Raw genomic sequence first — 14600 nt, forward strand, 5'->3', positions numbered from 1 at the left:
TCAGATCGGCGCGCACGGCGTCGAGGACGCCCGTCTCGTCAGCGAGGTCGAACAGCGCCTGTGCATAGCGCTCGCCGACTTCCGTCGTCCTGTAATCGTCAGCCACTGTATGGTCCGCGCGGGTTAGCGTTCGGGTTGTCGACCGGCGGCGGAGTGCGCGCCGATCAAAGGCCTGAAATGCTTGAAGAAAGCACGCCGGGGACGCGTCTCGCAACGCGCCCTCCGGCTCAGCCGGGCGCCTGATAGCACCGTAACCCCCCCGCCGCAACCGGGACAGGCCGCCGCAGAGCGGGAGACGCGTAACCCAATGTGAGGCCGGGATCGGCCGCGGGGCGGCGAAGATGCAGACCCCTGCCTCTCCGATCGGCCGCGTCCATGCTCCCTCCCCGCCTGTTCACCCTCCTCCTCGCCGCCGCCGCGGCCCTCCTGACGGCCGCGCCGCCCGCCGCGGCCGGCGACCCGGCCCCGTTCCGGGTGATGAGCTACAACATCCGCGTCGACGTCCCGACCGACAATCCGGCCTGGAGTGAACGCCGACCGCACATGGCGAACCAGATCGCCTTCTACGACCCCGACCTGCTGGGGGTGCAGGAGGCCCAGCCGGCCATGGTCGACTGGCTGGCGCAGCAGTTGCCCGGCTGGGACCGCTACGGCCTCGGCCGCGACGACGGCCTCGTCGGCGAGAGCACGACCCTGTTCTGGCGGCGCGACCGCTACGAGCGGCTGCGGGCCGAGACCCTGTGGTGTTCGCCGACGCCGGACCGGCCGTCGAAGGGCTGGGACGCCGCCTACCCCCGCACCATCACCCGGCTGCTGCTGCGCGACCGCCGCGACGGCGTCCTTCTGGACGTTCGCAACACCCATTTCGACCATGTCGGCGTCGTCGCCCGCGAACAATGCGCCGAACTGGTCTCCGGCCTCGCCCCGGCCGAGGTCGACGGCGAAACGGCGCGGATCGTGCTGATGGGCGACTTCAACACCGGGCCCGACACCGCGCCCTATCGCCGCATCCTCGCCGCCGGTCTGCGCGACGCCCGCGCGGCCAGCCCGGTGACCTTCGGTCCCGCCGGCACCTTCAACGCCTTCGACATCGCCAAAGACAACGACGGCGTCGCCATCGACCACGTCTTCATCGGCCCGGGCCTGGCGGTGCAGCGGTTCGCGGTGCCGACTGACTCCTTCGGCGGCCGGGTGATCTCGGACCATTTCCCGGTCGTCGCGGACCTCATCCCGGTCGCGCGCTGAGCCCTTGAAGCCCTGCCGGACTCCCGACCACGACCGGGACGGTCCGCCGCAGCGGCCCGGATTGCCGCGCCCGTCGGTTAGTGGGTCGCGCGTTTGCGCGGAATGAAATGCAGGATCGCCACGATGACGCCGCCGACCAGGAGGCCGACGACCGCCGAGGCGGCGGCCGTCGTCAGCCATTGCGTCACGGGGCCGATGAGACGGACGTTGCCCGCGGCATGTCCCAGACTCTCGATCAGGCCAGGCACGGCGTCCAGATGGTATTCGTGCAGGCCGTGGACCAGAATTCCACCACCGACCCACAACATGGCCGCCGTCCCGATCGTCGCCAGTCCGGTCAGCACCATCGGCATGGCGTGGACCAGTCCGCGGCCCAGCGCGCGGGCCGAGGCCGAGGAACGCTCGGCCAGATGCAGGCCGATATCATCCATCTTCACGATCAACGCCACGGCGCCATAGACCACCACGGTGATCAGCAGGCCGACCAGGGCCAGGGCCGCCGCCTGGGTCGCCAGCGGACGCTCGGCCAGATCCGCGAGGGCGATGGCGGTGATCTCGGCCGAGAGGATCAGGTCCGTGCGGATCGCCGAACCGACCATCTTCCTTTCCTTCTCGGCGGACGAAATGGCCAGATCGTCAGGCGCGGCTTCGTGGCTTCCGTGACCGGCCAGCTTCCCCCAGAGTTTTTCGGAGGCCTCGAAGCAGAGATAGGCGCCGCCGGCCATCAGCAGCGGCGTCAGCGCCCAGGGCGCGAAGGCGCTGATCATCAGCGCTCCGGGCAGGAGGATGAGGAATTTGTTCTTCAGCGAGCCTATGGCGATCTTGCGGATGATCGGCAGCTCGCGCGCGGGCGAAAAGCCCATCGCGTAACCCGGGGTCACCGCGGCGTCGTCGACCACCACGCCAGCCGCCTTTACGCTGGCCCGGCCGGCGGCGGCGGACACGTCGTCGACCGAGGCCGCCGCCATCTTGGCGATGGTCGCGACGTCGTCGAGAAGGGCGGCAAGACCTGAGGGCACGCTTCACCTGACAAAACGAAAGCAGTTCGTCCTTGGCTAGGCGAGCCCGCGAACGGGGTCCAGAGGCGCCGGTCGAACGCGGCGCCCTGACGCGCCCTGCTGCGGCGGAAAATTCTGGCGCAGCCTCCCCGGCTGGCATATCCCGGTCCCATGACCGAAATCACCGCACTTCTATCCGACCCCGCCGCCTGGGCCGCCCTGATCACCCTGGTGATCATGGAAGTCGTGCTGGGCATCGACAACCTGATCTTCATCTCGATCCTGTCGAACAAGTTGCCGCCAGAGCACCGCCAGCGCACACGCCGCATCGGCATCGCCCTGGCCCTGATCATGCGCCTCGGCCTGCTGGCCACGATCGGCTGGATCATCGGCCTGAAGGCCACCGTATTCGATCTCGGCTTCGCCGGCGCGGGCTGGGACACGGCGTTCAGCTGGCGCGATCTGATTCTGATCGCCGGTGGCCTGTTCCTCGTCTGGAAGGCGACCACCGAAGTCCACCACGCGGTCGACACCTCGGTCAGCGACGACCTGCTGGAGAAGAACAAGACGAGCGCCGTCATCAACAATGTCGGCGCGGCCATCGTCCAGATCATCATGCTCGACCTGGTCTTCTCCATCGACTCCATCCTGACCGCCGTCGGCATGACCGATCACGTGCCGATCATGATGGTGGCCGTGATCATCGCGGTCGCAGCCATGCTGTTCGCTTCCGATCCCCTCGCCGAGTTCATCGACAAGAACCCGACGGTGGTCATGCTGGCGCTGGGCTTCCTGCTGATGATCGGCATGGTGCTGATCGCCGACGGCTTCGGCGTCCACGTGCCCAAGGGCTACATCTACGCCGCCATGGCCTTCTCGGCCCTCGTGGAGGGCCTCAACATGATGGGCCGCAAGGCGTCGGCGAAGAAACAGGCCGCCCTTCAGGCCCGTCAGGCCGAACTCAACAAGGCCGAGACCGCCGAACCGGGGGTGTAGTGGAATCCTTCTCCCCTTGCGGGAGAAGGCGCTCCCCATTTTCGGGATATCATCCGGGTAAACCCCCGCCCTACAGGAAGCTGTACGGATCCACGTCAACGTTCAGCCGCACGCTGGCCGGGACCTTCACCCGCGCCAGCCAGGCCCGCAGGAAGCCCTGCAGGTCCACGTCCCGGTCGGCCCGGACCAGCAGCCGCTTGCGCCGCCGCCCGCGCACCAGCGCCAGCGGCGCGTCGGCCGGCCCATAGACCTCCAGCCGCTCGGCGTTGGGGATCGAGCCCGCCAGTTCGCGCGCGACCTTCTCCACCGCCGCCGCGTTCTCGCCCGAGATGATCAGGGCCGCCAACCGGCCGTAGGGCGGCAGGGAGGCCGCCTCGCGCTCGGCCATCTCGGCCTCGACGAAGGCGTCGCGATCGCCCGCCGCCAGCGCAATCAGCACCGGATGCTCCGGCGTCCAGGTCTGCAGGATCGCCCGCCCCGGCTTCTCCGCCCGCCCGGCCCGCCCGGTCGCCTGGGTCAGCAGCTGGAAGGTCCGCTCCGCCGCCCTCAGGTCGCCGCCCCTCAGCCCCAGATCGGCGTCGACTACCCCGACCAGGGTCAGATGCGGGAAATTGTGCCCCTTGGCCGCGGCCTGGGTCGCCACCAGGATGTCGATCTCCCCCTCGGCCATCCGCTGGATCAGCGCCCGCGCCGACTTGCCGTCGGGCACGGTGTCCGAGCTGAACACCGCCGTCCGCGCCTCGGGGAAAAGCTGGCGCACCTCCTCCTCGACCCGCTCCACCCCCGGCCCGACCGAAACCAGCGAATCTTCCGCCCCGCACGACGGACAGTGCCTGGGCCGCACCATGGTGAAGCCGGTCAGGTGACACACCAGCCGCCCGGTGTAGCGATGCTCGACCAGCCAGCTGTCGGTGTCCGGCGCCGTCATCCGGTGGCCGCAGGCCCGGCACAGCACCACCGGCGCATAACCCCGCCGGTTCAGGAACAGCAGGGTCTGCTCGCCCCGCGCCAGCGTCTCGCCGATCGCCTCCCGCAGCGGCTGCGACAGCCAGGTCTGCGGATCGGGCGGGCTCTGCCTCAGGTCCAGCAGGGCGATTTGCGGCATCACCGCCGCCCCGTGCCGCGCCTCCAGCTTCAGCCAGCCGTAACGGCCCAACTGGGCGTTCCACAGGGTCTCCAGCGACGGCGTGGCCGAGGCCAGCACCACGGTCGCCCCCTCGATCCGCGCCCGCGCCACGGCTAGGTCGCGGCCGTGATAGACCAGCCCCTCCTCCTGTTTGAACGAGCCATCGTGCTCCTCGTCCACGACCAGCAGGCGCAGGTTGGCGTAGGGCAGGAACAGGGCCGAGCGCGCCCCGACCACGATATTGCAGCGCCCCGCGACCACTGCCTCCCAGACCTGCCGTCGCCTCGGCGGGGCCACCCCCGAATGCCACTCCGCCGGCGCCGCCCCGAACCGGTCCGCGATCCGCTCGATCAGGGCCTGGGTCAGGGCGATCTCCGGCAGCAGGATCAGCACCTGGGCCGTCGGGTCGGCCTTCAGCGTCCGCGCCGCCGCCTCCAGATAGGCCTCGGTCTTGCCCGAGCCCGTCACCCCGTCCAGCAGGAAGGGCGCGAACCCGCCCTTCGCCGTGGCCTCGGCGATCACCTCCGCCGCCGCCGCCTGATCCGCGTTCAGCGTCGCCGGCGCATGATCCGGATCGGGCGCGTCGAAGGCGGCGACCGCCTCGATCTCGACGACCTCCAGCACCCCCTCGTCGACCAGCCCCTTGATCACCCCCGACGAGACGCCCGCCGCCCGCGCCAGATCGGCTCCCGGCGTCGCCCGCTCGCCCAGCGCCTCCAGCACCGCCGCCCGCGCCGCCGTCAGCTTGGCCGGCGTCCGGCCCGCCACCCGCCGCACCCGCCGCTCCGGCCGCGGCCGCGGCGCCCTCAGCCCCTTCAGCGCGGCCGAGGCCATCTCCCCAGGCGCGCTCAGCGTCCACCGCGCCGCCCATTCCACGAAGTCCACGGTCTTTTCCGGCAGGCGCGAATCGTCCAGCACCTCGGCCACCGCCTTCAGCCGCCGGTTCGAGCCCGTCGTCTCCCGCACCTCGGCCACCACGCCCCGCATCAGCCTCGGCCCCAGCGGCACGGCCACCTGATCGCCCCGCTCCAGCGCCATCGCCTCCGGAACCTCGTAGTCGAAGGCCTCCGGCACCGGCAGGGGAATGAGAACCGAGGCGACTTTCACCGACGGCTCCAAAAGGCTAGAAGCCCGGCCATGAAACTCTTCCTCGACACAGCCGACGTCGCCGTCATCAAGGACATGGTCCCCACCGGCATGGTGGACGGCGTCACCACCAATCCCTCGCTGATCGCCAAATCCGGTCGCAACATCGCTGAGGTCATCGCCGAGATTTGCGCCCTCGTCGAGGGCCCGATCTCCGCCGAGGCCGTGGCCACCGATTTCGAGACCATGGTCAAGGAAGGCGACAAGCTCGCCGCCATCGCCCCGAACGTGGTCGTGAAACTGCCCCTGACCTGGGACGGGCTGCGCGCCGCCCGCGCCTTCGCCGACAAGGGCGTCAAGACCAACGTCACCCTGTGCTTCTCGGCCGCCCAGGCCATGCTCGCCGCCAAGGCCGGCGCCACCTTCATCTCGCCCTTCGTCGGCCGTCTCGAAGACCACGGCGCCGACGGCATCGGCCTGCTGGAGGAAATTCGCGTCCTCTATGACGTCCACGGCTTCGACACCCAGATCCTCGCCGCCAGTCTGCGCAACACCGGCCACGTCTCGGCCGCAGCCGTCGCCGGCGCCGACGCCGCCACCCTCCCGGCCGACGTTTTCAAGGCCTTGGTCAAACACCCGTTAACCGACAAGGGGCTTGATGCCTTCCTGGCGGACTGGGGCAAGACCGGTCAGTCCATCCTGTAGCTGATGCCTCGAGGAGAGGTCTGTGAGCGTATCGCCTGACCTCTCCGCCGACGCCCCGGGCGAGCCGCACTGGCCCGAGATTCGCGCCTGGCTGCAGGCCAACCCCCAGATACTGCTCGACGACCGCTCCCTGCTGGAGGAGATCGGCCTCAAGCCGCACGGCCGCAACGTCGTCGAATTCGGCCGCGCCGCCCTGACCCGGCTGGAAGAGGCCGCCGAACGCGAGGCCGACGCTCGCAAGCGTATCGAGGCCATCGCCCGCGCCAATTTCGCCGCCCAGACGCAGACCCACGTCGCGGCCCTCGACCTGATGGAGGCGCGCAACCCGTCCGACCTCGCCCGTCGTCTCGACGCCGTGGCCCAGGGTCGTTTCGGCCTCGCCGGCGCCGCCATCGGACTTGAGAAACCCGGCGCCGTCCCCTTCGGCTGGAAGCCGCTCGACGCCGGCGGCGTCGATGCCCTGCTCGGAGAGCACGGCCTCACCTGGCTGGGGCCCAATTTCGACGGACTCGGCCTGTTCGGGGCGAACGAGGACGAGGTGAGGTCGGTCGCCCTGATCCGCATGGCTCCGGTCTTCCCCGGCGAGGACGCCGGCGCCCGCCCCGCCCTCTGCGCCTTCGGCTCGCCCGAAGAGGACGGCTTCACCCCGACCATGGGCTGCGAACTGGTCGCCTTCATCGCCCGGGTGGTCGAGCGCACGGCCGAACGATGGCCCATTCTCAGCTGACAGCAGACCAGGCGCTGGCCGCCTGGCTCGAGCATCTGGCCCACGAGCGCCGCCTGTCGCCGCGCACCCTCGAGGCGTATGGCCACATCGGCCGCTGCTACCTCGCCTTCCTCCAGCACCACCGCGGCGAGACCCCGGCCATCGCCGACCTCGGAACCGTCACCCCCGCCGAACTGCGCGCCCACCTCGCCGAGCGCCGCGCTGGCGACCGGCCGCTCAACGCCCGCTCGATCAGCCAGACATTGTCGGCGATCCGCACCTTCCACGCCTTCCTCGACCGCCGCTGCGGCGTTCCGGCGCCCCAGTTGGCCCTTGTCCGCGGACCGCGCGTCAAGGCCTCCCTGCCCCGCCCCGTCACAGAGGATCAGGCGCGCGGCCTGATGAGGGAGCCCGAAGCGGATCCCGACGCCCAGCCGTGGGAGGCCGCCCGCGACCGCGCCGTCCTGACCCTGCTGTACGGCTGCGGCCTGCGCATCTCCGAGGGCCTGTCCCTGACCCGCGCCGACGCCCCCCTGCCCGAGGCCCTGCGCATCACCGGCAAGGGCGGCAAGACCCGGCTCAGCCCGGTCCTGCCCGCCGTCCGCGACGCCGTCGACGCCTACCTCGCCCTGCAGCCCTTCCCGCTGGCTCCCGGCGACCCCCTGTTCCGCGCCCGCCGTGGCGGCCCGCTCAGCCCGCGCCATGTCCAGGCCACGGTGCAACGGCTGCGCGGCCGGCTCGGCCTCCCCGCCAGCGCCACGCCGCACGCCCTGCGCCACAGCTTCGCCACCCACCTGCTCGGGGCCGGGGCCGACCTGCGCTCGATCCAGGAACTGCTGGGCCACGCCAGCCTGTCGACGACCCAGAAATACACCGCCGTCGACGCCGCTCGCCTGCTCGACGCCTATGCAGCGGCCCATCCCCGCGCCTAGACTGCCGTTCCAGAACGCGGGGAGGCGGCTCTGATGGACGGCGCGGTCCCGATCCTGAACCGGCGGACGATGTCCTTCGGCATGGCCGGTCTGCTCGCGCCCGGGTCGACCCGGGCCCAGGACGCGGAGACCGACGAACCCCGCCTGCTGGCCAACCTCCTGACCCGGATGGCGTTGCGGGTGACCATCAACGGCCGCCGGGGCGCGGTCTTCGTGCTCGACACCGGGGCTGGCCGCACGGTCATCTCCGAAGATCTCGCCCGGGCCTGGAACCTGCCCGCCCGGCCCCCGGTATTGGTCCACGGCCTCACCGCGGCGGAGGTGGCGCCGACCGTGCACATCGCCCGCCTCAGCGTGGGCGGCCGGCGCATCCCCGACCTCCAGGCCCCGGTCTTCCCGCGCTCGGTGCTGGCCGCCGACGGCCTGATCGGTCTGGATGTGCTGGGGCGTTTCCGGCTGGACCTGAACGTCTCGGCCCGTCGGGTGCAGATGACCCCTTCAGGTCCCGACGTCGTCGCGGTCGGCTCGGCGGGACACCGGGCGACGCGGCTGCCGAGCCAGGAGCGGCCGGCCCGTCACGGCCGTTTCGGCGCCTTGATCCTGCCCGGCGTCGCCGAGGGTCGCGAGATCGACGTCTTCGTCGACACCGGGGCCCAGTATTCGATCGGCAACCTGGCCCTGCTCCGGTCGGTCGGCGGCGATCCGGCCGGGCTGGACCGCGTCACCGTCTATGGCGTCACCGGCCAGATCATGGCCGCCGCCAGCGGGCAGTTGCGGGACCTGAGGCTGGGGACGCAGCGGCTCGGCCCCACGCCCCTCCTGTTCGCGGATCTGCACGCCTTCAGGGTGCTCGGCCTCGTGGAGCGACCGGCCCTGCTGGTCGGCGCCGACCTGCTCTACCGCTTCCGCGAGGTGACGCTGGACTTCGGCCGCTCGCGCATGGCCTTTCGCGGCCTGAGGCGGCCCGGCTAGGCCTGCATGGTCCAGTTGTCGACGCCCATGGCCGCCTGTTTGACGGCCTCGGAGCGCGTCGGGTGCGGATGGCAGATGCGGGCGATGTCCTCGGCCGCGCCGCCGAAGGCCATGGCCACGCAGGCCTCGCCGATCATCTCGCCCGCCTGCGGTCCGAGAATGTGCACGCCGAGGATGCGGTCGGTCGTGGCGTCGGCCAGCACCTTGGCGAAGCCCTCGGTCTCGTGGTTGATCTTGGCCCGGCTGTTGGCGCTGAACGGAAATTTGCCGGCCTTGTAGGCCACGCCGTCGGCCTTCAGCTGGTCCTCGGTCTTGCCGACCCAGGCCACCTCCGGGAAGGTGTAGACCACGCTCGGGACCAGATTGTAGTCGACGTGCCCCGCCTTGCCGGCGATCAGCTCGATGACGGCGACGGCGTCCTCTTCCGCCTTGTGCGCCAGCATCGGCCCGTAGGTGACGTCGCCGATCACCCACACCCCGTCCGCGCCGGTGCGGAAATGGTCGTTGGCGAGGAAGCCGCGCTTGTCGGTCTCGATCCCGACCGTCTCCAGCCCCAGGCCCTCGGTGTAGGGACGCCGCCCAATGGCGACCAGCACGACATCGCCCTTCAGCGTCTCGGCCGCGCCGCCGGCGGCCGGCTCGACGCTCAGCTCCACGCCGTCCTTCGACGTCTTGGCCCCGGTCACCTTCGACCCGAGCTTGAAGCTCATGCCCTGTTTGGTCAGGGCGCGCTGGAAGGCCTTGGCGACGTCGCTGTCCATGCCCGGGGTGATCCGGTCCAGATATTCGACCACCGTCACCTGGGCGCCCAGCCGGCGCCACACCGAACCCAGCTCCAGGCCGATGATCCCGGCCCCGACCACGATCAGATGCTTCGGCACGGCCGGCAGCGACAGGGCGCCGGTGGAATCGATCACCTTGCCGTCCTCGAAGGCCACGCCGGGCAGCGGCGTCGGCTCCGAACCGGTGGCGATGACGATGTCCTTCGCCGTCAGCACCGTCTTCGATCCGTCGGCGGCGATCACCTCGACCTGGCCCTTGCCGACGATGCGGCCGCGGCCCTTGATCCAGTCGGCCTTGTTCTTCTTGAACAGGAACTCGATGCCCTTGGTCAGGGCGGTGACGCTGTCGGCCTTCTGGGCCATCATCTGGCCGAGGTTCAGTTTCGGCGCGCCGACCTCGATGCCGAGGGTCGGGAACTCCGTCGTCGCCGTCTCGAACAGTTCCGAGGCGTGCAGCAGGGCCTTCGACGGCATGCAGCCGACGTTCAGGCAGGTGCCGCCGAGGGTGTCGCGCATCTCGATGCAGGCCGCCTTCAGGCCCAGCTGCCCCGCCCGGATGGCGGCGTTGTAGCCGCCCGGCCCGCCGCCGATGATGACGACATCATACGTGGCGCTGGAGGGGGCGGCTTCGGCCATGGGGTCTCTCGTTTCGATGGGCGCGGGGGGAGCGCGCGGAACCTAGCGACGCGCCGGTGCGCGTCAACCGTCCCGGCCCATATAGGCGGCGGAGGCCGTCTTAGTAAGCGAACTGACCCGGCGTACGCGCGCGCCGGATGCGGCGGCCGGCGATCATGACCAGCCCGCCCAGCGCCACCAGCGCCCCGAGGGTCAGCCAGACCGGGTCCATCGGCAGGCTGGAGGCCGCTTCCGGGGCGAGGACGGCGGCGGGGCCGGACCCGGCCGCCTGGCCGCCCTGTGAATCCAGGGCCAGCCGCAGGGCGGCGTCGGCGAGGAAGGCAAGACAATAGGCCACAAAGGCCCTGGCGTTTCCGGCCCCCAGCATCAGGGCGGAGATCACATACAGGCCGATGGCCGCGCCCCACAGGGTCCAGCCCGGCAGGAAGCCGAACAGCTGGCCCCCGCCCTGGGCCTCCGCTCCCGCGCGCAACGCTGCCGCCTCGGGCGCAGCGCCTTCGATGAATGGAGACACGAACGGCCACGCCAGCCATCCGGCATAGGCCAGAACCGCCAGCACCACGGCGAAACGAAACAGCTTCATGATCGACCCTCCCAGGACCCGTTAACCACTCTACACCGCTACGCTTGCGGCGCCAGCGGGTCGGGATCAGGCAGCGGCGGCCGGCAGGGTGATCGAGACCTCGGCCCCGTCGCCCGGCCTGCTGTCGATCGACAGCACGCCGCCCGACTGCCGCGCGAAGGCGTAGGCCTGCGACAGACCCAGCCCCGCCGCGCCCTCGCGGGTCGTGAAGAAGGGCTCGACTGCCCGCGCCGCCAGATCGCGATCCATGCCGGGACCGCTGTCGCGGACGCTGAGACGCAGGCCGCCTTCCATCAGCGTTTCGAGCCGCACCGCCACCGATCCCTGACCGTCCGCCGCCTCGACCGCATTGCGGGTCAGGGCCCTGACCGCACCCTCGAACGCCACCGGGTCCAGCCGCGCCGGCGCAGGTTCGGACGGCCCCTCGATCATCAGATCGACGCCGGGCCCCGCGAGTTCACGCAGGCGGCTTTCCAGTCCGCGCAACAGCACGCCGGCGTCCAGGACGCGCAGCACCGGTTCGTCATCGCCTTGCGAGAAGGCGGTCAGGCGGCGCGTCAGCAGCTCGCCCTTCTGGCCGGCGGCCAGCGCCGCCTGGCCGATCCGCCGCACCCGGGCGGGGTCGTCCGCCTGCCGCAGCATCATGTCCAGGGCGCCGGTCATAACGCCCAGCACCGCGTTGAAATCGTGCGCCAGCCCGCCGGTCAGGCGGCCGACGCTCTCCATCCGCCGCCCGCCCTGAAGCTCGGCCTCGGCCTCCTCGCGCACCCGGGCGGCGGCGGCGCGGGCCTCCGCGGCTTCCCGCCGCGCGGCGTCCGCGACGGCGAGGGCCTCGGCGGCGGCGGCGCGCGCAGCGTCCGCCTCTTCGCGCAGACTCTCATCGGTCACGACATCCGGCCCCGCCTGTTGCAGCGGTTCGCCCGCAGCCGACGCAGGCCCGGCTCGTTCCCCGGCCAGCAGCAAGGCGTCCACGGTCCCGTCGGCGTTGGCCAGCGGCAGGATCGACCAGCGGATGCCTTCGACCCCGCCGCGCCGCGACAGGATCGGCTCAGCCTCGCCGGCCGGCGCGGCCAGCCCGGCGCGCAGGGTCTGGCGCCCCACGCCCCGCTCATCCTCGTCGAGAAACAGCTCCGCGAACTCGCCCTCGGCGGTATCGCGGCCAAGCACCTGCAGGGCCGTACGATTGGCCTCGCGCACACGCCCGTCCGAACCCACCACAACAAGGGCGCTGGCCGCGGCGTCGAACACCCGCCGGGTCAGGTCGTCAGAAACGAAGACGGCGTCGGGCGCGGCGACCTCGGGCGTGATCAGGCTCTCGGTCTCGACGATGGCGGCGGTCGAGCCGGTGATCTGACCCAGTTCGTTCTCGATCGGCATGGCCGTGACCGAGACCAGCATCTTGCGTCGCGAAGCGGGATTGGCGAGCAGGTGCTGGAAACCCTTCACCGTCTGGCCGCGCAGGGCGCGGGCGCTGGGCAACAGGTCCGGCGGCACGGGCCGGCCGTCCGGAAAGGTGATGCCCCAGGTCGCCGAATGGAATCGCAGGCCGATCAATTCGGCGTCGCGTCGCCCCAGCAACTGGTGGGCGGCGCGGTTGGCGAAGACGAACTTGCCCTGACGGTCGGTCTCGACCAGGGCGACCGGAATGGCGTTCAGGGTCTCGAACAGGCGCTTCTGGGACTCTTCGGCGACGCGCTGCACCAGATCGAGCTGGCCGGATGCATCGACATGGCGCGACCGGTTGGTCGCGGCCAGCCACAGGCCAATCAGGCCGACGATCCAGCCGACGGCGGCCAGGCCGCCGAGAACCCACACCCAGTTGACCTGGCCTTCCAGAAACATGCGCCCCGACTGTCCCGTTCTGGCGCCCCGCGACGCCGTTCGGGCGGCGCCCTGCAAACGGCGAACCGGAACCCCCCGGTTTCCCCGCCGGGGCGACCGGGCCGACCCTCGCCCCCGATCTATCCGCGGAGGCCCGCGACTCCAAACAAAAAGGCCCGGTCCGGAGACCGAGCCCTTTGCTGTTTCGACTGGAGCGGGCGAGGCGATTCGAACGCCCGACCCTCACCTTGGCAAGGTGATGCTCTACCCCTGAGCTACGCCCGCGCTTCAGTCGAGGGCGGGCGTATAGCGGACAGTCCTCACCCCCTGCAAGCCCTTCTCGCGGAATTCCGCGCCCAATCTGCGCTCAAGCAGCGAGCGACCGCGTCGTGGGCGATAGCGCCCTCTCGCGCCTCAGCGAGGCGCGAGACGAATTGCGCCGTCCAGACGGATGCATTCGCCGTTGATGTAGACGTTGCGGGCCAGCTCCAGAACCAGCGAGGCGTAGTCGGCGGGCGTGCCGAGGCGGCTGGGGAAGGGGATGGCGGCGGCGAGGGCGTCCTGGATCTTCTGGTCCATGCCGGCCATCATCGGCGTCCACATGATGCCGGGCAGGATGGTGTTGCAGCGGACGCCTTCCTGGGCGAGGTCGCGGGCGACCGGCAGGGTCATGGCGTAGACGCCGCCCTTGGAGGCCGAATAGGCGGCCTGGCCGATCTGGCCGTCCTGCGCCGCCACCGAGGCGGTGTTGACGATCAGGCCGCGCTCGCCGTCGGCCATGGGCTCCAGCGTGACCATGCCGGCCGCCGACTGCGACAGGACGCGGAAGGTGCCGAACAGGTTGACGCGCACGGTGCGCTCGAACTGCGCCATGTCGTGGGCGCGGATCTCGCCGGTGTCCTTCTTGCGCGAGACGGTCTTCTGGCCCGTGGCGATGCCGGCGCAGTTGACGGTCAGACGCTCCTGGCCGTGCGCGGCGCGGGCCTTTTCGAAGGCGGCGGCGACGCTGGCGTCGTCGGTGACGTCGACCTTGCAGAAGACGCCGCCGATCTCGGCCGCGATGCGCTCGCCGGCCTCCTCGTTGAGATCGAACAGGGCCACTTTCGCGCCGGTGGCGGCGATGGCCCGCGCCGTGCCTTCGCCGAGGCCCGAGGCCCCGCCGGTGACCACTGCGGCGATGCTGCTGTCGAGTTTCATGGCGGGAGTCCCTATCTTGTCTGAACCTGAGTTTCGGCCGGGGGTTTAGCCGCCATGACTTCCAAAGCCAAACCGATGACGCCGGACGACGCGCTCGACCCGTCGCGCGCCCTCGTGCCCTCGGTGCAGCGGGTCAATGAGGTGCGGGTGAGCAAGGGCTTCTGGCCCAAGATCCGGCGCACGGCCTCGAAGATTCCCTTCGCCGGCCAGGCCCTGTCGGTCTGGTTCGCCGCCCGCGATCCGGAGACGCCGACGGCGGCCAAGGGGCTGATGCTGGGGGCGCTGGCCTATTTCGTCCTGCCCATCGACGCCATTCCCGACCTCTTCGCCGGCATCGGCTTCACCGATGATGCGGCGGTCATCACGGCCCTGATCGCCACCCTCGGAGCCAATATCCGCAAGCGCCACAAGGACCAGGCGGCCGAAGCTCTGGAGCGGCTGCGGCAGGACTAGCTCTCGACCGTCACCACCACCTTGCCCATCACCGAGCGGTCGCCCAGCGCCTTGATGGCCTCGTGGGCGCGTTCCAGCGGGAAGGTCTGGCTCACCCGCGGCCTGATCTTGCCCTCGCTCCAGAAGCGGAACAGATCGGCCATGTTGGCGGCGTGGGCGGCCGGATCGCGCATCACCGCCGCGCCCCAGAACACCCCGATCACCGACACCGACTTCAGCAGGGTCAGGTTCAGCGGCAGGGCCGGGATGCCGGCCGGGAAGCCGACCACCAGATAGCGGCCGTTCCAGTCCATGGCCCGCAGCGCCGGCTCGCAATAGTCGCCGCCGACGGCGTCATAGACCACGTCCGCGCCGTCGCGGCC

At 70.8% G+C, this 14600-nt stretch carries 14 protein-coding genes and 1 tRNA gene; 7 read left to right on the forward strand and 8 right to left on the reverse strand.

Annotation, left to right across the window (positions count from 1 at the left end; genetic code table 11):
• The first annotated feature begins 375 nt into the window (after positions 1-375).
• Positions 376-1245: an endonuclease/exonuclease/phosphatase family protein gene (locus V6M45_RS10355; protein WP_332656137.1), complete on the forward strand. Its 870-nt coding sequence runs from the start codon at positions 376-378 to the stop codon at positions 1243-1245.
• A gap of 77 nt (positions 1246-1322) precedes the next feature.
• On the opposite strand, the gene V6M45_RS10360 is transcribed toward V6M45_RS10355, so the two are convergent.
• Positions 1323-2264 carry a DUF808 domain-containing protein gene (locus tag V6M45_RS10360; RefSeq protein ID WP_332656139.1) on the reverse strand — a complete coding sequence of 314 codons (942 nt, stop codon included), beginning with the start codon at positions 2262-2264 and terminating at the stop codon, positions 1323-1325.
• 150 nt (positions 2265-2414) lie between these two features.
• Between V6M45_RS10360 and V6M45_RS10365 the strand changes: the two genes are divergently transcribed.
• A complete protein-coding gene (locus tag V6M45_RS10365; RefSeq protein WP_332656141.1) occupies positions 2415-3239 on the forward strand; it encodes a TerC family protein in 825 nt (274 codons plus the stop codon).
• Positions 3240-3309: 70 nt separating this feature from the next.
• Here V6M45_RS10365 and V6M45_RS10370 read toward each other — a convergent pair whose 3' ends face one another.
• Complete coding sequence (locus V6M45_RS10370) at positions 3310-5472, reverse strand: primosomal protein N' (RefSeq protein WP_332656143.1); 2163 nt, start codon at positions 5470-5472, stop codon at positions 3310-3312.
• Between the two features lie 30 nt (positions 5473-5502).
• Between V6M45_RS10370 and fsa the strand changes: the two genes are divergently transcribed.
• Genes fsa through V6M45_RS10390 form a run of 4 tightly spaced genes read left to right on the forward strand, consistent with a single transcriptional unit; the run spans position 5503 to position 8766 of the window.
• Positions 5503-6156, forward strand: coding sequence for a fructose-6-phosphate aldolase (gene fsa / locus V6M45_RS10375; protein WP_332656145.1), 654 nt, complete (start codon positions 5503-5505; stop codon positions 6154-6156).
• Positions 6157-6178: 22 nt separating this feature from the next.
• Complete coding sequence (locus tag V6M45_RS10380; protein ID WP_332656147.1) at positions 6179-6883, forward strand: DUF484 family protein; 705 nt, start codon at positions 6179-6181, stop codon at positions 6881-6883.
• Positions 6865-7794 (forward strand): tyrosine recombinase XerC, encoded by a 930-nt coding sequence (locus V6M45_RS10385; RefSeq protein ID WP_332656149.1) that lies wholly within the window; start codon positions 6865-6867, stop codon positions 7792-7794. Before V6M45_RS10380 ends, V6M45_RS10385 begins: the two co-directional genes overlap by 19 nt.
• A 33-nt stretch (positions 7795-7827) precedes the next feature.
• Positions 7828-8766 carry a retroviral-like aspartic protease family protein gene (locus V6M45_RS10390; RefSeq protein WP_332656151.1) on the forward strand — a complete coding sequence of 313 codons (939 nt, stop codon included), beginning with the start codon at positions 7828-7830 and terminating at the stop codon, positions 8764-8766.
• Here V6M45_RS10390 and lpdA read toward each other — a convergent pair.
• The 5 genes from lpdA to V6M45_RS10415 all read right to left on the reverse strand — a co-directional run bounded on the left by lpdA (position 8763) and on the right by V6M45_RS10415 (position 13785).
• Entirely contained in the window at positions 8763-10184 is a 1422-nt protein-coding gene (lpdA, locus tag V6M45_RS10395) for a dihydrolipoyl dehydrogenase (protein ID WP_332656153.1), read from the reverse strand. The genes V6M45_RS10390 and lpdA overlap by 4 nt on opposite strands.
• 100 nt (positions 10185-10284) lie before the next feature.
• Positions 10285-10767: a hypothetical protein gene (locus V6M45_RS10400; RefSeq protein ID WP_332656155.1), complete on the reverse strand. Its 483-nt coding sequence runs from the start codon at positions 10765-10767 to the stop codon at positions 10285-10287.
• Positions 10768-10833: 66 nt separating this feature from the next.
• The gene (locus V6M45_RS10405; protein WP_332656157.1) at positions 10834-12609 is read right to left on the reverse strand and encodes a PAS domain-containing protein; all 1776 of its coding nucleotides are present in this window, start codon (positions 12607-12609) and stop codon (positions 10834-10836) included.
• Between the two features lie 189 nt (positions 12610-12798).
• Positions 12799-12873 (reverse strand) — tRNA-Gly (locus tag V6M45_RS10410).
• A 129-nt stretch (positions 12874-13002) separates the two neighbouring features.
• Positions 13003-13785: an SDR family oxidoreductase gene (locus tag V6M45_RS10415; RefSeq protein ID WP_332656159.1), complete on the reverse strand. Its 783-nt coding sequence runs from the start codon at positions 13783-13785 to the stop codon at positions 13003-13005.
• Between the two features lie 54 nt (positions 13786-13839).
• Between V6M45_RS10415 and V6M45_RS10420 the strand changes: the two genes are divergently transcribed.
• Positions 13840-14238: a YkvA family protein gene (locus V6M45_RS10420; protein WP_332656161.1), complete on the forward strand. Its 399-nt coding sequence runs from the start codon at positions 13840-13842 to the stop codon at positions 14236-14238.
• On the opposite strand, the gene V6M45_RS10425 is transcribed toward V6M45_RS10420, so the two are convergent.
• On the reverse strand, positions 14235-14600 hold a 366-nt coding region (locus V6M45_RS10425; RefSeq protein ID WP_332656162.1), incomplete at its 5' end, for a zinc-binding dehydrogenase. The two genes, V6M45_RS10420 and V6M45_RS10425, sit on opposite strands and share 4 nt — an antisense overlap.

Origin of the sequence: Brevundimonas sp. (assembly GCF_036676055.1) — a bacterium.
Classification (GTDB): Bacteria; Pseudomonadota; Alphaproteobacteria; order Caulobacterales; family Caulobacteraceae; genus Brevundimonas.